This window comes from Actinosynnema sp. NPDC004786 (assembly GCF_053601135.1).
In genome coordinates this window covers 133,327-152,433 of record NZ_JBSGBG010000017.1, presented here as the reverse complement: position 1 = coordinate 152,433, position 19,107 = coordinate 133,327, and the positions used below count along the sequence as shown (strand labels likewise).

The 19,107-nt window shown below is 73.0% G+C and carries 15 protein-coding genes; 6 read left to right on the top strand and 9 right to left on the bottom strand.

Features of this window, described 5'->3' with window-relative positions:
• Positions 1–96: 96 nt before the first annotated feature.
• On the top strand, positions 97–738 hold the full coding sequence (locus ACWEFJ_RS17915) for an HAD family hydrolase (protein WP_378087905.1): 642 nt from the start codon (positions 97–99) through the stop codon (positions 736–738).
• Here the strand turns inward: ACWEFJ_RS17915 and sthA are convergent.
• The 4 genes from sthA to pheS form a co-directional block, all read right to left on the bottom strand.
• Entirely contained in the window at positions 735–2,147 is a 1,413-nt protein-coding gene (gene sthA, locus ACWEFJ_RS17910) for a Si-specific NAD(P)(+) transhydrogenase (protein ID WP_449714396.1), read from the bottom strand. The two genes, ACWEFJ_RS17915 and sthA, sit on opposite strands and share 4 nt — an antisense overlap.
• Positions 2,148–2,211: 64 nt before the next feature.
• Positions 2,212–2,703, bottom strand: coding sequence for a hypothetical protein (locus ACWEFJ_RS17905; RefSeq protein ID WP_378087901.1), 492 nt, complete (start codon positions 2,701–2,703; stop codon positions 2,212–2,214).
• A gap of 307 nt (positions 2,704–3,010) precedes the next feature.
• The gene (gene pheT / locus ACWEFJ_RS17900; protein WP_449714395.1) at positions 3,011–5,488 is read right to left on the bottom strand and encodes a phenylalanine--tRNA ligase subunit beta; all 2,478 of its coding nucleotides are present in this window, start codon (positions 5,486–5,488) and stop codon (positions 3,011–3,013) included.
• A 3-nt stretch (positions 5,489–5,491) separates the two neighbouring features.
• Positions 5,492–6,559, bottom strand: a complete 1,068-nt coding sequence (gene pheS / locus ACWEFJ_RS17895; RefSeq protein ID WP_378087897.1) for a phenylalanine--tRNA ligase subunit alpha — start codon at positions 6,557–6,559, stop codon at positions 5,492–5,494.
• A gap of 434 nt (positions 6,560–6,993) precedes the next feature.
• On the opposite strand from pheS, the gene ACWEFJ_RS17890 reads away from it, so the two are divergent.
• Complete coding sequence (locus tag ACWEFJ_RS17890; protein ID WP_378087895.1) at positions 6,994–8,748, top strand: HSP90 family protein; 1,755 nt, start codon at positions 6,994–6,996, stop codon at positions 8,746–8,748.
• A complete protein-coding gene (locus ACWEFJ_RS17885; protein WP_449714394.1) occupies positions 8,745–11,543 on the top strand; it encodes a hypothetical protein in 2,799 nt (932 codons plus the stop codon). Before ACWEFJ_RS17890 ends, ACWEFJ_RS17885 begins: the two co-directional genes overlap by 4 nt.
• Positions 11,544–11,929: 386 nt before the next feature.
• On the opposite strand, the gene ACWEFJ_RS17880 is transcribed toward ACWEFJ_RS17885, so the two are convergent.
• The 4 genes from ACWEFJ_RS17880 to infC all read right to left on the bottom strand — a co-directional run bounded on the left by ACWEFJ_RS17880 (position 11,930) and on the right by infC (position 14,112).
• Positions 11,930–12,778 carry a TrmH family RNA methyltransferase gene (locus ACWEFJ_RS17880; protein ID WP_449714403.1) on the bottom strand — a complete coding sequence of 283 codons (849 nt, stop codon included), beginning with the start codon at positions 12,776–12,778 and terminating at the stop codon, positions 11,930–11,932.
• Entirely contained in the window at positions 12,775–13,164 is a 390-nt protein-coding gene (rplT, locus tag ACWEFJ_RS17875; RefSeq protein ID WP_073892005.1) for a 50S ribosomal protein L20, read from the bottom strand. Before rplT ends, ACWEFJ_RS17880 begins: the two co-directional genes overlap by 4 nt.
• Before the next feature lie 74 nt (positions 13,165–13,238).
• Positions 13,239–13,433: a 50S ribosomal protein L35 gene (gene rpmI / locus ACWEFJ_RS17870; RefSeq protein WP_378087891.1), complete on the bottom strand. Its 195-nt coding sequence runs from the start codon at positions 13,431–13,433 to the stop codon at positions 13,239–13,241.
• A 73-nt stretch (positions 13,434–13,506) separates the two neighbouring features.
• The gene (gene infC / locus ACWEFJ_RS17865; protein WP_378087889.1) at positions 13,507–14,112 is read right to left on the bottom strand and encodes a translation initiation factor IF-3; all 606 of its coding nucleotides are present in this window, start codon (positions 14,110–14,112) and stop codon (positions 13,507–13,509) included.
• 267 nt (positions 14,113–14,379) lie between these two features.
• Here infC and ACWEFJ_RS17860 point away from each other — a divergent pair, with 267 nt between their 5' ends.
• The 3 genes from ACWEFJ_RS17860 (at position 14,380) to ACWEFJ_RS17850 (ending at position 18,316) form a co-directional block, all read left to right on the top strand.
• Positions 14,380–14,730, top strand: coding sequence for a DUF1844 domain-containing protein (locus tag ACWEFJ_RS17860; protein ID WP_378087887.1), 351 nt, complete (start codon positions 14,380–14,382; stop codon positions 14,728–14,730).
• A gap of 184 nt (positions 14,731–14,914) precedes the next feature.
• A complete protein-coding gene (locus tag ACWEFJ_RS17855) occupies positions 14,915–16,510 on the top strand; it encodes a vWA domain-containing protein (protein ID WP_449714393.1) in 1,596 nt (531 codons plus the stop codon).
• A 276-nt stretch (positions 16,511–16,786) separates the two neighbouring features.
• A complete protein-coding gene (locus ACWEFJ_RS17850) occupies positions 16,787–18,316 on the top strand; it encodes a S8 family serine peptidase (protein WP_449714392.1) in 1,530 nt (509 codons plus the stop codon).
• Between the two features lie 145 nt (positions 18,317–18,461).
• Here ACWEFJ_RS17850 and ACWEFJ_RS17845 read toward each other — a convergent pair whose 3' ends face one another.
• Positions 18,462–19,058, bottom strand: coding sequence for a hypothetical protein (locus ACWEFJ_RS17845; RefSeq protein WP_449714391.1), 597 nt, complete (start codon positions 19,056–19,058; stop codon positions 18,462–18,464).
• Positions 19,059–19,107 lie beyond the last annotated feature (49 nt).

Genomic DNA, 19,107 nt, shown 5'->3' with positions numbered 1-19,107 from the left:
TCCCGCCGTAGGGGTCCGGAAAACGGTAGCCCCGCACGGGAGTGGTGCGGCAGCCTTCAGCCGAGTGAGTCGCCGACTACCGAAGGTGAGCGCGGGATGGCCGACCGACTGCGGGCCGTGATCTTCGACTGGCGGGGGACGCTGGTGCTCGCGCCGACGTTCCGGAGGTGGGTGGCGGAGGCGTTGCGCCGGATCGGCCGCGCCGCCGACGGGGCCCCCGAGGTGGCGGCGGCCCTCGCCCGCGCGAGGCTCGACGTGCCGGGCGTGGACGCCGACGCCGACCTGCACCGGCGGACGAGCTACGCGGCGTTCCGGGACGCAGGGCTGGACGCGGAGCTGGCGGACTCGCTGTACGCGGTCGACCGCGACCCCGCGTTCACCCCGTTCGCGGTGGACGCCGCCCCGACGTTGCGGGCACTGCACGCGCACGGCGTCCGCATCGGGGTGTTGAGCGACATCCACTTCGACCTGCGGCCCGCGTTCGCCGACCTGCCGGTCGACTCCTTCGTGCTGTCGTTCGAGCACGGCGTGGTGAAACCCGACCCGGCGATCTTCCGGATCGCGCTGGACGAGCTCGGCGCCGCGCCCGCCGCGACGCTCATGGTCGGCGACCGCGCCACGCACGACGGCGCGGGCGTCGCCGCGGGCATGCCGACGCTGCTCGTGCCGCCGCTGATGGACGTCCGGGACGCGCGGCTGCACCTCGTCACCCGGCTGCTGCTCGACGGCCCCGGCTAGGACCCGAACCGCTCCAGCGCGCGGATCTTGTTCGTCGCGTCCAGCGCGGCCACCTTGTACGCCTCGGACAGCGTCGGGTAGTTGAAGACGGTGTCCACCAGGTAGTCGACCGTGCCGCCGCACGCCATGACCGCCTGGCCGATGTGCACGAGGTCGGTCGCGCCGGTGCCGAACAGGTGCACGCCGAGCAGCTTGCGGTCCACAGTGGACACCAGCAGCTTGAGCATGCCGTAGGCGTCGCCGACGATCGAGCCCCGCGCCAGCTCCCGGTACCGCGCGAGCCCCACCTCGTAGGGCACGGCGGACGACGTCAGCTCGGCCTCCGTGGCGCCGCAGTACGAGATCTCCGGGATGGTGTAGATCCCGATCGGCTGCAACGCCGACAGCTCGCGCGCCCGCTCGCCGAACGCGTGGTAGGCGGCGAGCCTGCCCTGGTCCATCGACGTGGCGGCCAGCGCCGGGAAGCCGATCACGTCGCCGACCGCGTAGATGTGCTCGACCGCCGTGCGGTAGTGCTCGTCCACCGACAGCCGGCCGCGGTGGTCGGACTCCAGTCCCGCGTTGTGCAGGTCCAGCGCCTCGGTGTTGCCCTGGCGGCCCGCCGAGTACATGACCGCGGCGGCCGGGATGCGCTTGCCGCTGGCCAGCGTCGTGACCGTGCCGGTCTCGGACACGTCCACGTTCACGACCTTCTCGCCGAACCGGAACGTCACCGCCAGGTCGCGCAGGTGGAACTTCAGCGACTCCACGATCTCCGGGTCGCAGAAGTCGAGCATCCGCTCCCGCTGCTCGACCACGGTCACCCGGCTGCCCAGCGCGGCGAACATCGACGCGTACTCGATGCCGATCACGCCCGCGCCCACGACCACCAGGGACGACGGGATCTCCTCCAGCGCCAGCACCTCGTCGGAGTCCAGCACCCGCACCTCGTCGAAGTCCACCTGGTCCGGCCGCGCGGGCCGGGTGCCGGTGGCGATCACGACGTGGCCCGCGGTGACGGTGTGGTGCTCGCCGCGCTGCGTGCCGTCCACCGCGATCGTGTGCGGGTCGACGAACCGGGCCGTGCCCTGGAGCAGGTCGATGTGGTTGCGGTGCAGCTGGGCGCGCACGACCTGGACCTCGCGGCCGATCACGTGCTGCGTGCGGGCGAGCAGGTCGGAGATGGTGATGTCGTTCTTGACCCGGTAGCTCGCGCCGTACAGGTCGCGCTGGCTCATGCCCGTCAGGTACAGGACCGCCTCGCGCAGCGTCTTCGAGGGGATGGTGCCGGTGTTCACGCAGACGCCGCCCACCATGTCGGCCCGGTCCACGATCGCGACCCGCTTGCCCAGCTTCGCGCCCGCGATCGCGGCCTTCTGCCCGCCGGGGCCCGACCCGATCACGACCAAGTCGTAGTCGTACGCGCTCATGCCGGAAGCCTCGCACACCGGGGCGGCCCGCGGTGGTTTTCGGGACGGACCCGCCGGACGTCCGCTAGACGCGGGCCGCCCGCCCCGAGTACGTCAGCGGGAACACCAGGTCCGTGCACGCGTCCGGCACGTCGTGCGCGATCCGCACGACCATCTCCACGTCGACCGACCCCGCCGGCGGGATGGTGACCGGCTCCGCCATCGGCGCCACGGCCAGCACGCCGGCCGGGCAGCCCGGCACCGGGTTGCCCGCCTCGTCCAGCGGCTCGCCCGGCTGCGCCTGCAACGTCAGCACCACGATCTCCACGCTGTTCGGGTTCGACAGCCGCACCAGCCGCGCGCCCTCGCTGCCGGGCGTCAGCTCGACCGCCCCGCCCGACACGTCGTTGATCTCGAACGACTGCAGGTCCGACACCTCGCCGCCGCTGACCGCGTACGCCATCGCGGGCAGTTCGGGTTCCGGCCAGGTCAGGTGCATGGCAGCGACCACGGCGGCGCCCACGCCGAGGATGGTCATGGCGACGGCGACTTCCATCCGCGGGCCCAAGCTGCGCATGAGGCAACCTCACTAGATTGCATGCTCCAGGCGGTGGGTTCGCCGCTAGCTCCCCGTCGGACCGGCGACCAGACTCGCCCGGCGGTTCATCGCTTCGCCCCTCGGCCCAGCGGGCCGCGACGCCAATCTTGGAGAACGTTCAACCTGTGCGCAAGGACCAAGCCGGCCCGGAAAGACAGGTCTTTGGGCCTCTTGACACGTCACTCAACGCGTTCTGAACTGCACGTTCACCGTTGCCCCACCGTCCGGTCGTTCACCCGGACGGCGTAAACCCGGACCCGCACCAGTGCGGGTCCGGGACACCGCGTCACGCTCTCAGCACCGCGCCGAACCGCTCGGCCGCGGCGGCCACGGCCGCGTCCCGCGCCGCCGTCGCCTCGTCCACGGTCAGGGTGCGGTCCGGCGCGCGGAACCGCAGCGAGTACGCCAGCGAGCGCTTGCCCTCGCCGACCTGGTCGCCGGTGTAGACGTCGAACAGCCGGATGTCCTCCAGCAGCGCGCCGCCACCGCCGCGCAGCACCCGCGCCACCTGCTCGGCGGGCACGTCCTCCGGCACGACCACGGCCACGTCCAGCAGCACCGGCGGGTACGCCGACACCACCGGCGCGGGCCGGTTGTCGCTCAACGGCAGCGCGTCCAGGTCCAACTCCATCGCCACGGTCCGCTTCGGCAGCCCCAGCGCCTCCACGACCTTCGGGTGCAGCTCGCCCGCGTGCCCCACCGGCCAGTCGCCGACCCGCAGCTCGGCGCACCGGCCCGGGTGCCACGGCGCGAGGTCGGAGGCGACCACGGTCAGCTCCACCCCGTACGCCTGGCCGACCAGCCGCGCGGCCTGCACCGCGTCCGCCCAGTCCGCCTGCCGGCCCTTGCCCCACCAGCCCGCCTGCTCGCGGTTGCCCGCCAGCACGGCCGCCACGTGCACCGGCTGCTGCGGCAGCGCCGCCAGCAGCGACGCGACCTGCGCGTCCGACGGCCGTTCGCCGACGCCGACCTGCGGCACGGGCACCTGCTGCGTGCGGGGCAGCGTCACCTGGGCGATCGCGTAGACCGCCAGGTCCTTCTGGCCGCGGGCCAGGTTGCGCTGCACGGTCTCCAGCAGCCCCGGCACCAGCGTGGTGGCCAGCGCGTGCTTGTCCGCCTCCAGCGGGTTGAGCACGCTCACCGTGTTGCGCCGCACGTCGCCCTCGGGCAGGCCCAGCGCGTCGAACACCGACGGCGCGACGAACGGGAACGGCTTGACCTCGACGAACCCGTGCTCGGCCAGCGCGCGCGACACCGTGCGGCGGCGGCGCTGCTGCTCGGTCAGCCCGCGACCGGCCGGGGCGGGCGGCAGCGTGGACGGGATCGTGTCGTAGCCCTCCAGCCGCAGCACCTCCTCCACCAGGTCGGCGGGCTGGGTCAGGTCCGCGCGCCACGTCGGCGGCACCGCGGTGACCATGGTCGTGCCGTCGTCGCCCGTGGTGACCTCGACCTGGCAGCCGATCTGGCCCAGCCGCCGCGCGGTCGCGCCGCGGGCGTAGTTCACGCCCGCGACCCGGTCGGGCAGGTTGATCGGCATCGTCACCGGCTTGGGCTGCGCGGGCGTGCCCACGTCCGTGCGGCCGGGCTTGATGCTGCCGTCGCCCAGCATGTCCAGCAGCCGGGCCGCGCGCTCCAGCGCCACCGGCGCCAGCGCCGGGTCCACCGTGCGCTCGAACCGCTTCGCCGCCTCGCTGGGCAGCTTGTGCCGCCGCACCGTGCGGGCGATGGACGCCGGGTCCCAGTTCGCCGCCTCCAGCAGGATGTCCGAGCTGCCGTCGCCGACCTCGGTGCTCGCGCCGCCCATCACGCCGGCCAGCGAGATCACGCCGCTGTCGTCGGCGATCACCACGTCGTCCGGGTCGAGCGCGCGGACCTGCTCGTCCAGCGTGGTCAGCTTCTCGCCGGCCGCCGCGCGCCGCACCACCAGGCCGCCCTGGACCTTCGCCGCGTCGAACGCGTGCAGCGGCTGGCCCAGCTCCAGCATCACGTAGTTGGTGACGTCCACCGGCAGCGAGATCGACCGGATGCCCGCCAGCATCAACCGCCGCCGCATCCACCACGGCGTCGGCGCGGTCGGGTCGACGCCGCTGACGCGGCGGGCCACGAACCGCGAGCACATCGCCGGGTCCTCGATGCGGACCGGCAGCACGTCGCCCTCGCCCTCGGGCACCTCGACCGCGCCGGGGTCGCGGTAGGGCACGTCGAACGCGCACGCCAGCTCACGCGCCAGGCCGCGCACCGAGAACGCGTAGCCCCGGTCGGGGGTGGGCGCGACCTCGATCACCGTGTCGCCCAGGCCCAGCAGCTCGACCGCGTCGTCGCCGGGCTGCGCGGTGCCGCTGGGCAGCACCATGATGCCCGAGTGGTCGTCGCCCAGGCCCAGCTCGCGGGCCGAGCAGATCATGCCCTCGCTGGTCCGGCCGTAGGTCTTGCGGGCCGAGATGGCGAACCCGCCGGGCAGCACCGCCCCGGGCAGCGCCACCACGACCGTGTCGCCCTCGCGGAAGTTCGACGCGCCGCAGACGATGCCGTTGACCTGGTCCGGGGCGACCTCGACCCGGCAGAAGCGGATCGGCTTCTTGAACCCGGTCAGCTCCTCGACCTCCACCACGCGACCCGCCACCAGCGGGCCGGTGACGGCGTCGAGCGCGTGGACGTCCTCGACCTCGATGCCGATCCGCACGAACGCCTCGGCGACCTGCTCGGGCGTGGGCGTCTCGGCGAACTCGAGGTTCTCGACCAGCCAGGTAACCGGAATGCGCACCGGTCAGGCCTCCGTTCCGAATGGCTGGGTGAAGCGGACATCGCCTTCGACCATGTCCCGCATGTCGGGCAGGCCGTTGCGGAACTGCAGGGTGCGCTCCAGGCCCATGCCGAACGCGAACCCGGAGTACACCTCCGGGTCGACGCCGCAGTTGCGCAGCACGTTGGGGTTGACCATGCCGCAGCCGCCCCACTCGACCCAGCCCGCGCCGCCCTTCTTCTCCGGGAACCACACGTCCACCTCGGCGGACGGCTCGGTGAACGGGAAGAAGCTCGGCCGCAGGCGGGTCCTGGAGTCCTCGCCGAACATGGCGCGGGCGAACGCGTCGAGCGTGCCCTTCAGGTGCGCCATGGTCAGGCCCTTGTCCACGGCCAGGCCCTCGACCTGGTGGAAGACGGGGGTGTGGGTGGCGTCCAGCTCGTCGGTGCGGAACGTGCGGCCGGGGCACACCACGTAGACCGGGAGGTCGCGGTCGAGCAGGGTGCGGGCCTGCACCGGGCTCGTGTGCGTGCGCAGCACCAGGCCGGAGTCGGCGGGCGCGACGTAGAACGTGTCCTGCATGGTGCGCGCCGGGTGGTCCTTGCCGAAGTTCAACGCGTCGAAGTTGAACCACTCGGTCTCCAGCTCGGGGCCCTCGGCGACCTCGTAGCCCATGGCCACGAACACGTCGGCGATGCGCTCGGCGAGGGTGGAGATGGGGTGGCGGGCGCCGCGCGGCACCCGGTCCCACGGCAGCGTGACGTCGACCGTCTCCTCGCGCAGCACCCGTTCGTCGCGCTCGGCCTGCAACCGGGCGCGGCGCTCCTCGAACGCGGCCTTGACCGCGTTCTGCGCCTCGTTCACCCGCTTGCCCGCCTCGGCCTTCGCGGCCGGCGGCAGCGCGCCGATCTCGCGGCGCGCCAGCAGGACCGGCGAGCGGTCGCCCAGGTGGCTCGGTTTCACGGCGGCCAGCTCGTCGAGGTCGGCCGCCTTCGCGAACGCCTCACGAGCCTGCCCGACCGCCGCGTCGAGCGCTTCCGGGGAGAGCGCCGCGACCTGCTTGGGGTCGTACGGGTCGTTGGCTCCGGACATGGTTGGTGGACAGCTCCCGTCACGGACAACAGGTGGTCAGCCCTCCGCGAGGCACGCGGAGCGGCGGTCCGATCCTAGGTGATCGGCCCTCCGCCTCCCCCACCGCCGCCCGACCAGGTGATTCCGGACCGGCCCGCGGTCAGGCCCCGGGCGTCGCCCGGTGAGCGGCCGGCGCGCCCACGCCCCGGATCGGGCGCGCGGTCGCGGTTCCGGCCCCGGACCGGCGACCCGACCCGCGCGGCGCCGTGCCGGTGACGCCGTGCCGGAACCCGATCGCGACCCGGGCGCGTCGGAATTGTCGGTGGGCCGTGGCACTCTTCGACCGCGCGCGCAGGATCCCGGCGGCGATCAGCGGAAAACCGGGTCACAAGCCGCGACCACGCCCTTAGAATCAGCCCTCCCCCGTGACCTGACCCGAGGTGAACTCCACTCCCATGGCACACACCTTCGGTGTCGACCTGCGCGGGATCATCGACCTGCTCAGCCACCACCTCTACAGCAGCCCCAGGGTGTACGCGCGCGAACTGCTCCAGAACGCGGTGGACGCGATCACCGCCCGCCGCGCGCTGCACCCGGACGCGCCGGGCGAGGTCGTGATCGAGCCGGTCGGGTCCGCCGGCGGCACCCTCCGCATCTCCGACACCGGCATCGGCCTCACCGAGCGCGAGGTGCACGAGCTGCTGTCCACGCTCGGCCGCACCTCCAAGCGCGACGACCTGGGCTTCGCCCGCCAGGGCTTCCTGGGCCAGTTCGGCGTCGGCCTGCTGTCGGCGTTCCTGGTGGCCGAGCGCATCCGGCTGGTCAGCCGCTCCGCCCGGGGCGGCCCCGCGGTCCGGTGGACGGCCGACGCGGCGGGCAACTACGAGGTCGAGGTGGACGACGGCGCCCGCGCGGACGTCGGCACCACCATCGAGCTGGTGCCGCACCGCGACGCCGAGCACTGGCTGGAGCGCGACGTGGTCAAGGCCCTGGTCACCGAGTACGGCGCCCTGCTGCCGGTGACGGTGCGGGTCGGTGACGAGGTCGTCACGGAGGGCGGGCTGCCGTGGGAGTCCGACCCGATCGCGTACGGCGAGCGGGTGCTGGGCGTGCGGCCGTTCGACGCGATCCCGGTCGAGGTGCCGACGGTGGGCCTGCGCGGTGTCGCCTACGTGCTGCCCGGCGGCGTGCACCCCGGCGCGCGCCAGTCCCACCGCGTCTACCTCAAGCGGATGCTCGTCGGCGACGCCATCGAGGGCCTGCTGCCGGAGTGGGCGTACTTCGTGCGCTGCGTGGTCGACTCGACGTCGCTGCGGCCGACCGCGAGCCGGGAGTCGCTCTACCAGGACGAGACGCTGCTGGCCGTGCGCGAGGAGCTGGGCCGCCAGGTCCGCGACTGGCTGGTCCGCCTCGACGCGACGAGCCCCGACCGCACGCGTGCCCTGCTCGACGCGCACCACCTGGGCATCAAGTCGCTGGCCAGGGTGGACGACGAGATGCTGCGGCTGGTCGAGCGGTGGCTGCCGTTCGAGACCACCGACGGCCCCCAGTCGCTGCGCCAGTTCCGCCGCAAGCACGGCGTCATCGCGCACGTGCCGGACGTGGACGAGTTCCGCCAGCTCGCGCCGGTCGCGCACGCGCAGGGCATGGGCCTGGTCAACGCGGGCTACGCCTACGACGCGGAGATCATGGAACGGCTCGTCGCCCTGGACGGCCCGACCGCCGCCCGCCGGGTCGCGCCGACCGAGGTGCTGGCCGCGCTCGACGACCCGGACCCGGAGTTGGAACGCGCGCTGCGGGAGCGGTTCGCGCTGGCCAAGGACGTGCTGGAGCGGCACGACTGCGAGGCCGTGCCGCGCGACTTCGACCCGGGCTCGCTGCCCGCGCTGCTGGTCACGAACGTGGAGGGCGAGCGGAGGCGGGACGCGCGGCAGGTCGGCGAGCAGGCCGACCCGCTGTGGGCGGAGCTGCTGGGCAGCCTGGTCGAGTCGACGTCCGACGCCGCCCAGCGGCTCGTGCTGAACTGCCGCAACCCGCTGGTGCGGCGGCTGGCGCAGCTGACCGACCCGGCGCTGGTGGAGCTGACCGTGGAGTCGCTGTACGTGCACGCGTTGCTGCAGGCGCGCCGCCCGATGCGCCCGAAGGACACCGCGGCGCTGAACCGTTCGTTCCTGGAACTGCTGGACCGTGCCGTGGGAGATCACCGGTGAACGAGGAGAAGGAAGCCGCCGAGCGGCAGTTCGTCGAGGCGTACCACATGCCGGAGGGCATGGCGCGGCACGAGGCGCTGGAGCGGGCGGCCCGCGCGGCGGACGCGCTCGACCACCTGCCGCTGGCCGTGAGCTGCCGCATCGCGCTGATCCGGTCCGCCTACGACCTGGGCCGCTACGACCTGATGCTGGCCCCGTTCGCCTGGTGCGGCACGGCCGAGCAGCGCGACCCCACCGCGTTCGACGAGTGGGAGACGCACAGCTACGACTGGGCGCACAAGTGGATCGTCAGCGGCCTGATCGCCGACCCTCGGTTCACGCTGGAGCAGATCAACTCGTTCGTGGACCAGCTCGCCGAGCGCTACCGGCGGCTCGGCTACTCGATGCAGCCCGTGCACGGCGCCCGCGCCGACCTGGCCTCGCACATCGGCGACGAGGAGGCGTACCGGGAGCACTTCGCGCGGTACCTGGCGATGGACCGCGGCCCGATGAGCGACTGCGAGGCGTGCGTCATCGAGGAGCAGGCCGGGCACCTGATCCGGCAGGGCAGGCACGCCGAGGCCGTCGCGCACGCCGAGCACCAGTTGGAGCAGGACACGGGCTGCGCGACCCAGCCCCAGGGCATCCTGACCACGTTGACGCCCGCGTTCGTGGCGCTCGGCGACGTGGACCGGGCCCGGCAGGCGCACGTGGTGGCGTACCGGCTGGTGCGCGACGACCTGGTCGGCGGCTACCTGGACGACCACCTGGAGTTCTGCGCGACGTCGGGCAACGTGCGGCGCGGCGTCGAGCTGCTGCGCGGCCACCTGCACCGGGTGCACCACTCGACCAGCCCGTCCCGGGCCATGCACTTCGCCGCGGGCGCGGCGCTGCTGCTCAGCCGGGTGTCGCCGGACGAGGAGTTCGCCGTGCCGCGGGACGGGCGGACCACCGTGCTGACCGCGCCGGAGCTGCGCGAGCTGCTGGAGGCGCAGGCGCTGGAGATCGCGGCCCGGTTCGACCGGCGCAACGGCAGCGACGCGGTGAGCACCCGCGTGCGGCGCACGCTGGCCGCGCCGGACACGATCCCGGTGCCGCTGGCCGTGCCGACCGCGGCCGCTCCCCCGCCCCCGGTCGAGGAGGAGCCGGTGGCGGTCGCCGACCCGGTCGAGCTGGCGCGGGCGATGTGCGACGCGTTCGACGAGGGCGAGTTCCTGGTCGGCATGCGGCTGCTGAGATCGCTGCCGGAGGACCTGGACCCGTTGCTGCCCGAGTCGCTGGGCGCGCTGGTCGCGGCCCGGCGGGCGATCGCGGGCGGGCATGTGCGGCCGAAGGAGGAGGTGCTGGCGGAGCTGGACGCGGCGGTCGACCGGCTGGCCGCGTGCGGCGAGCACGACCTGGCCAACCGGTTCCGGGCGCGGGGCGCCGGGCTGCGCGCGGAGGACGGCGGGCTCGCGCGGTGCATCGCCGTGGCGCGCACGTGCCTGGCGGAGGCGGACGTCGCGGGCACCCCGTTCACGCGGGTGCTGACGCGGTTGCTGCTGGGCGACCTGCTCGCGGACGCCGACGAGGTCGACGAGCAGGGCGAGCTGGCCGCCGAGGCGCTGGAGCTGGCGCGGGCCGAGGTGCCGGAGCTGGTGTCGCGGGCGCGGTGCGACCGGGCGCAGCACCTGGCCACCACGGGGCGGTTGGACGAGGCGCACGCCGAGGTGGCGGACGTGCTGTCGGGTGACGTGCCGGCGTCCGTGCGGTTCGACGCGCTGCGGCTGCTGCTGAAGATCCAGACCGTGCGCGGCGAGGAGGAGGCGGTGCGCACGGCGGCCGAGTTCGTCGGCGCGTTCAGCACGCCGCGCGGGCCGTGGACGGCGGAGACGCACCGGCAGCGGGTGGCGTCGGTCGAGCGGCTCGGGCTGGAGGCCGAGCACCTGGCGGAGCTGCGTGACGCGGTGACCGTCGGCCACGAGGTCGGCGTGCCGGACGACGTGGCCAAGGCGTGCTACGCCCTGGCCGGCGGCTACCTCAAGGCGGGCCGGTTCGTGGAGGCCGCCGAGGCCCTGGAGGAAGCCGTCCGCGTCATCGAGGGCGGCGACGTCGACCCGGACATCGTCGTGCCCGTCCGCTACCGGCTGGGCCAGGTGTGCGCCCGCCTGGACGAGACCGAGGCCGCCCGCAAGCACCTGGAGGTCGCGCTCGGCCTCGTGCCCGCCGACGAGCCGTGGCGACGGGCCATGGTCCTGGACGTCCTGGCCGGCGTCCTGCGCCGCCTGGACCACCCGCTCGAAGCCGCGTCCGCCTACCAGGGCGCCGCGGCCGCGTGGCAGGAGGTCTCGGAACCGGCCGAGGCCGCCGGCTCCCTGGTCGAAGCCGCCGCCGCGCTGCCGAACGAGGAAGCCGCCGAGTGCCACGCGACCCTGGCGGAAGCCGAACAACTCCTGCCCGCCGTCGAGGACGCCGACCACCGCACCCACCTGACCGCGCGGATCGCCGCCATCAGGGCCTTCCTGCACGTCCAAGCCGGCCACCACGAGGCCGCGATCGAGCAGAACGGCATCGCCGAGGAACTGGCCGCGCAGCTGGGTGACCTGGACTGGCAGACGTTCCTGGTGGCGCGCGGCGCGCGGTTCCTGCTGGAGTCGGGCGACCCGGCCAACGCCGAAGCGGAAGCCCGCCGGGCCGGCGCCCTGATCACCGACGACACCCCGCCGCAGATCCTCGGCGACATCGCCAACGTGGTCGAGGAAGCCCTCCGCGCCCAGTCCAAGCCGACCTCGGGCGACCCCCTGCTCCGCACTCTGACGACACGGCTGGAAGCCTGACGAGCGGCGGGTTGACCGGACCATAACACCTGGTCAACCCGCCTTTTCCCGGCTGGCTCAGATGTCAACCATGATCACCGGATCGAGCGAATCACCGGTCCACCGTGAACCAAATCCGAGTTCGCGCGTCGCCTAGGAACAAGAAGGAGGCCGGCTCAGGCACCACCCGCCCCCGCCCTCAAGCCCGCGCCCCACAACCCCCGGCCCTCCCGACCCCACGCCCCAGACACCCCAGCAACCGCCCCCGAGCCCTCTCACCCCGCTCGCACCACCACACCCAGCCCACACCCGCCGCACTCAGCCCACACACCCGCACCCGAGCCGCACGGCCCTCACCCGCACAGCCCTCACACCCGCCGCACCGGAGCCCTCACACGCCCGAGCCCTCACACCCGCTGCGCCCGAGCCGAGGCATACAGGCACACCGCCGCGGCGGTAGCGAGGTTGAGGCTCTCCGCCGCACCGTAGATCGGCACCTTGAGCGCGGCGTCCAGCCCGGCCACCACGTCATCCGGCAGCCCGTGCGCCTCGCTGCCGAACACCCACCCCGTCGGCCCCGCCAGCTCGCCGCGCAGGTCGGCCGTCACCAGGTCGTCGGGCGCGTACCCGTCCGCCGCGACCAGCCGCAGCCCCGCCGCCCGGCACGCCGCGAACGCCTCGTCCGCGTCACGCACGCGCGCGATCGGCAGGTGGAACACGCTGCCCGTGGACGCGCGCACGCACTTGCCGTTGTGCGGGTCGACCGCGTCGCCCGCGAAGATCACCGCGTCCGCACCCGCCGCGTCGGCCACGCGCACCACGGTGCCGGCGTTGCCGGGGTCGGCCACGCCGTGCAGCACGGCCACCAGCCGCACGTCGGGGGTGAGCGCCGTGGCCAGCGGCACGTCCACGAGCGAGCACACGGCGACGATGCCCTGCGGCGTGACGGTCTCGGACAGCGCGGCGGCGGCTTTGTCGGTCACGGGGCTGACCGGCACGCCCGCGTCGACGGCGGCGCGCACGAGCGGCTCGTTGCGGTCGGCGGCGGTGGGGGTGAGGAACAGTTCGTGCACCTGGCCGCGGCCGGCGGCGGACCAGGTGAGGGCTTCGCGCACGGCTTGGGCGCCTTCGGCGAGGAACCGCGAGGCGCGGTCGCGGCCGGAGCGCCTGGTCAGGCGCTTAGCGGCAACGACCCGGGGTGTCCGTTCGGTGAACGGAGCATCCCCGGGTCGTGGTGCGCGGTCGTGCGGGCTCAGGCCTTGTCCTCGACGGGCGCGTTGACGTCGCTGGGCAGCGCCGCGCGGGCGGCCTCGACCAGCGCGGTGAACGCGCCGGGGTCGCTGACGGCCAGCTCGGCGAGGATCTTGCGGTCCACCTCGATGCCGGCGAGCCGCAGGCCCTGGATGAAGCGGTTGTACGTCATGCCGTTGGCGCGGACACCGGCGTTGATGCGCTGGATCCACAGCTTCCGGAAGTCACCCTTGCGGGCGCGGCGGTCCCGGTAGGCGTAGTTGAGCGAGTGGAGCACCTGCTCCTTGGCCTTGCGGTACAGCCTCGAACGCTGGCCGCGGTAGCCGCTGGCGAGCTCAAGGGTGGTACGGCGCTTCTTCTGGGCGTTCACTGCCCTTTTGACGCGTGCCACGGGTCCATCCTGTCGATCTCGTGGGGCCGGTGGGGGCCGGTCCCGGTGTTCAAGGGGGTGGAGGTCTCAGGGCCTCAGAGGCCGAGCAGCTTCTTGATCCGCGGCACGTCGTGCTTGGAGACGTCGGTCGTGCCGGAGAGGCGGCGCGTCAGCGTGCTGGGCTTCTTCTCCAGCTTGTGGCGCTTGCCGGTCTTCTCGCGGATGAGCTTGCCGCTGCCGGTGACCTTCACGCGCTTGGAGGTCCCGCTGTGGCTCTTGTTCTTGGGCATTTCCGTCCTCAGTCTCGTGCAGCCACCGGGGATGGGGGCGGCCATGCTTGCTCCCGGCCCGGGGGCCGGGAGATCACTCCTCGACAGACTCCGCCGGCGCCTCGTCGGCGCTGTCGTGCTTGACCGGGCGGGTCTTCGTGGTCTTGTGCGGGGCCAGCACCATGATCATGTTGCGGCCGTCCTGCTTCGGGTTGGACTCGACGAACCCCAGCTCCGCGACGTCTTCCGCGAGCCTCTGCAGCAGGCGGTAACCGAGCTCCGGCCGGGACTGCTCACGGCCCCGGAACATGATGGTCACCTTGACCTTGTTCCCGTGCGACAGGAAGCGGGCGACGTGGCCCTTCTTCGTCAGGTAGTCGTGCGGGTCGATCTTCGGCCGGAGCTTCTGCTCCTTGATGACCGTGAGCTGCTGGTTGCGGCGGGATTCACGGGCCTTCTGCGCGCTCTCGTACTTGAACTTGCCGTAGTCCATGAGCTTGCAGACCGGCGGCCGAGCCTGCGCGGCGACCTCGACGAGGTCGAGATCCGCTTCCTGGGCGAGTCGGAGCGCGTCCTCGATGCGAACGATCCCGACCTGCTCGCCGTTCGGCCCGACCAGACGAACCTCGGGCACGCGGATGCGGTCGTTGATGCGCGGCTCGGTGCTCGCGGGAGCACCTCGGTTCGAGGGACTTGTCATTCACGTCCTTTGTGACTCGTTGTGCGCCAAAGACAAGAGGCCCCACACCTGCCCGGTGTGAGGCCCGCTTCCGACCGATCGCACAACGAAGGGCGCAGTCCACCCCTCGAGGGACCGGACCCGGCCACCTGCTCGAAGCGGCAGACTCGGGTGGGAGCGGGGCTCCACTTGCCGTCCCCACTGGTGTGGGGACTGGTCGCGCGGAGAATAGTAGCAGATGGCCTTGTCAACCCCCGAATCGGCGACCGGTCCGGTGTGGTTGCGAGAATGGCTCCCGTGACCGACCTGCCTTCGAACAACGTCCGCGACCTGTCCGATGTTCCCAGCGTCGAGGTGATCAGCAAGGCGGCGATCATGCTGCTCTCCTCCGCCGCCGAGCGCCTCGGCCTGGCCGACGCCGACCCCGAGCACAGCCCGCGCCGGGACCTGGACGAGGCGCGCCGCCTGATCACCGCGCTGGCGGGCCTGGTGACCGCGTCGGCCGAGTACCTGGGGCCGCACGCGGGGCCGCTGCGCGAGGGGTTGCAGTCCGTGCAACGCGCGTTCCGCGAGGCGTCGGCGTACCCGGACGAGCCTGGTCAGGGGCCTGGCGAGAAGTACACCGGGCCGGTGTACTGACCGCCGTCCTCCCCCTCCCGGCGCCTGCCGCTTCCGTTTGCCGGACATGATCCGGCCCGGAAGTTGCTCTTTCCGGACCGTACTGGGCGGATCTGCCGATCATCCGCCTGATGTGCCCCCACACCGTCGTCGGGGCGCCCGGGCCGCTCCCCCTGGCCCGGCAGTGCGAGCGGAAAGAGATCACATGCGTCACTCACGCAGACGCGGCGCGATGTTGGCCGTCGCCGCGTTGGCCGCCTCCGCCGTCCAGCTGACCCCGTCGGCGGTGGCCGCCCCCGCCCCCGTCGCGTCCAAGTGCGGCCCCCTCGACGTCGTGTTCGTCCTGGACGACACCGGCAGCATGGGCGGGGCCATCGGGAACCTGAAGACCGGTGTCAACGCGATCGTCAACGACGTGGTCACCGCGTCCGGTGGCGACTACCAGCTCGGGTTGGTGACGTTCAAGGACAACGTCACCGTCCACAGCGACCTGGCCCCGGGCAACGCCGGGCCGGTGACGAACTACATCACGAACACGCTGGCCGCCGGTGGTGGCGGTGGCGAGCCCGAGGCGTCCGACGAGGCGTTGAACACGGTCGTCAACAACCGGGCGGCGGCCGGGCGGCCGCAGAACGTCGACTTCGCGGGCACGTGGCGGTCGAACGCGATGAAGTTCGTCGTGCTGGTGACGGACGCGCGGCCGGGCGGGTTCGACGACGCGCACGGGGCGGTGGACGTCGCCAACGCCGCGCAGTGGGCCAACGACGCGCTGGCCCGCGGTATCAAGATCAGCCCGGTGTACGTGCCGACGTCGTCGGCGTACACGTCGGTGATCACGCCGATCATGCAGAACTACGCCACGACGACCGGTGGTGTGTTCACGCAGGCGTCGTCCACGGGCGCGGGCACGGCGGACGCGATCCGCAAGCTGCTGTCGGACTGCCGGCAGACCGACGTGTTCATGCGCGACCAGGTGACCGACACGGGCGCGGAGCCCAACCCGAACGGCACGGTGTGGAACAGCCCGGACATCAAGGTCTGCCCGACCCTGGCGGACTGCGCGCCGGGGTTCCAGCCGGTGGTCGGCGCGACGAACTACGTGCACGTGCGGCTGAGCAACAACACGGCGACGGCGAACGGCACGTTGAAGGTGTACCGGACGCCTGCCGGTGGCGGGACGACGTGGAACAACGCGACCAACGGCGACTGGGTGTTCATCGGTCAGCAGTCGTTGACGGTGCCGGTGGGCGGGGCCGTGGCGAAGATCGCGTGGTCGAACATCCCCGGTCCGGGGCACTTCTGCCTGTTGGCGCGGTGGGTGTCGGCGACGGACCCGATGACGTTCGCGGAGGGGTCGAACACGGCCCTGAACACGAAGAACAACAACAACATCGCGTGGAAGAACCTGCAGACCGTGCGTGGGCGGGTCTTCGAGCCGGTGAAGTCGTGGTTCACGGTGGGCAACGGGACGGAGCGCGAGATCCGGACCGACCTGGTGCTGACCGGTGAGAAGCCGGTCGCGGGCACGGTGGTGATCGACCTGGGTCGGGAGCTGCTGGAGCGCTGGCGCGCGGGCGGCGGGAAGGCCGAGGGCGTGAAGCAGGTCGGCGAGACGGCGTTCCAGTTCGACTCGAAGCGGTCGGGGCTGTTCGGGGTGCCGTTGAAGCCGGGTGAGCGGTTCACGACGGAGTTGACGTTCACCGCGGAGGCGCCGGGCGAGTACCTGGTGAACCTCGTCCAGTTCGTGGAGGGCGAGGACCACGGCGGCGTGGCCTACCAGGTCATCGCGGACCGCGAGTAGCGGGTGGGGCGTGGCCGCGGCCCTCGCGGGGGTCGCGGTCACGTGTCCTGAGCGTTGAATTCAGGGGTCCCGAACGTAGGACACACGCGTTCCGAACGTAGGACACACGCGTTCTGGAGGTAGGACACGCGGTTGGGGGTGGGCCGAAGGGTTGAGGTGGGGGCGCCGAAGGTTCGGCACGTCGGGGGTTGGGTGTGGGTGGTGGGGGTGCCAGGGTCGAGGTGTTCGCGCGAACTCGACCGAGATCCTCGACCCCTGCACGAGGGAGTAGCCCACATGGGAGAGTTACGCGCGCCCTGGATCCGTCGGGTCCGGGCGGTGGGTGTCGGCGCGGCGGCGGTGTTGGCGGCGGCGGTGGCCGTGACGCCGGCGCAGGCCGCGGAGGCGCAGATCCGCGACGCCGGTGCGCCGGCGGCGGTGGCGGGCAGTTACATCGTGGTGTTGGAGGACGGTGTCGCCGCGGAGGCGGTGGCCGAGCGGGCCGGCGTCCGGGTGACGCACCGGTACCGGGCGGCGTTGAACGGGTTCGCGGCGGCGATGAGCGAGCGGGCCGCGAAGCGGTTGGCGGCGGACCCGGCGGTCGCGTACGTGGCCCAGGACCAGCGGGTCCAGGTGCTGGCGGACCAGCCGAACCCGCCGTCGTGGGGGTTGGACCGCGTCGACCAGCGGGACCTGCCGCTGAACCGGAACTACGGGTACGCGAGCACGGCGGGCAACGTGCACGCCTACATCATCGACACCGGCATCCGGACGACCCACGCCGATTTCGGCGGGCGGGCGTCGTTCGACGCCAACACCACCGGTGACGGGAACAACACGGACTGCAACGGTCACGGCACGCACGTGGCGGGCACGGTCGGCGGTGCGGCGCACGGTGTGGCGAAGGCGGTGCGGCTGCACGGCGTGAAGGTGCTGTCGTGCTCGGGTTCGGGCACGATCGCGGGCGTCGTGGCAGGCGTGGACTGGGTGACGGCGAACGCGCAGAAGCCGGCCGTGGCGAACATGAGCCTGGGCGGCGGCGCGAACGACACCCTGGACGCGGCGGTGCGCCGGTCGATCGCGTCGGGCGTCACGTACGCGATCGCGTCCGGCAACTCGAACGCCGACGCGTGCTCGTTCTCGCCGGCGCGGGTGGCGGAGGCCGTCACGGTCAACGCGTCGGACAGCGCGGACGGCCGGGCGTCGTTCTCGAACTGGGGCACGTGCACGGACCTGTTCGCGCCGGGCGTGGGGATCACGTCGGCGTGGCACACGTCGGACACGGCGACGAACTCGATCAGCGGCACGTCGATGGCGGCGCCGCACGTGGCGGGCGCGGCGGCGCTGGTGCTGGCGGGCGCGCCGGGCGCGTCGCCGCAGCAGGTGCGGGACGCGCTGGTCGGGGCGGCCACGCCGAACAAGGTGGCCAACCCGGGCGCCGGGTCGCCGAACGCGCTGCTGTTCACGGGGTCGGCCCCGCCGCCGCAGCCGGGCGGGGACACGCTGGTGCGGGGCGAGAGCCTGCGGGCCGGGGAGAGCCGGACGTCGCAGGACGGCCGGTTCACGCTGGTGATGCAGGGTGACGGGAACCTGGTGCTGTACACGGCGGCGGGTCAGCCGTTGTGGCACACGAGCACCCACGGCACGGCCGCGGCTTACGTGGTGCTCCAGCACGACGGCAACCTGGTGATCTACACGGCGGCGGGCCAGCCGCTGTGGCACACGAGCACGCACGGCACGGCGGCCGACCGGCTGATCGTGCAGAACGACTCGAACCTGGTGCTGTACGGCCCGACGGGCCAGGTCTTCTGGCACCGCCTGGCCTGACGCCGGCCGGTCGTGACGTCGGGGTCGGGCACGGAGGACCCCGGCGTCACGGCCGGTGAGCCGCGGTCGGGGGCGGATGCCGGCCGCCGGCGGGCGGCGAGCCCGGTGGCAGCCGACGAGCCCGGTCGCGGCCGGTGAGCCGTGGTCAGGGGCGGATGCCGGCCGACCGCAGCCGCCGGGCGGCGAGCGCGGCGATGATCTCCGGGTCCTGGCGCCGCCAGCCCTCCACCGGGTCGCCGGGGAACGTCGCGAGGTCGTGCAGCGACAGGGTGTTGAGCGCGTGCAGGGCGAGCAGGTCGTGGCGGCCCTGGTCGCGCAGCCGCCGGACGAGGCCCGCCCGCCGGGCGTACCGCAGCCGCAGCGGCAGCCACGTGATCAGCAGGAACAGCAGCGGCACGGCGATGAGCGCGACGGTGAGCCAGAGGGCGGTGGTCTCGACCGCGTGGGTGACGGCGTCGCCCGCGTCGGTGAGCGTGCCGCCGGCGGATCGGCCGCGTTCCAGGGCCTCGGCGAGCCGGCCGCCGACGAGCGGCACGCCGCGGGCCTTGTCGGCGGCGTCGGTGAACGTGTCGGTCAGGTCGTGCCCGGCCCCGGCCAGTCCGTCGCCGGGTGCGCGCAGGGTGCGGACCGCGTCGCCGGCGGTCGTGGCGACCGTGATCCAGAGCCACGTCCAGGCGACCGCGACCAGGTCGGCGACGACCTGCAGGACGAGTCGGGGCGAGGGGTCCGCGTACCACTTCATGGGTGGTGGTCTTACCAGTGCCGCGTTACGGGAACCAGACGTGATGGTC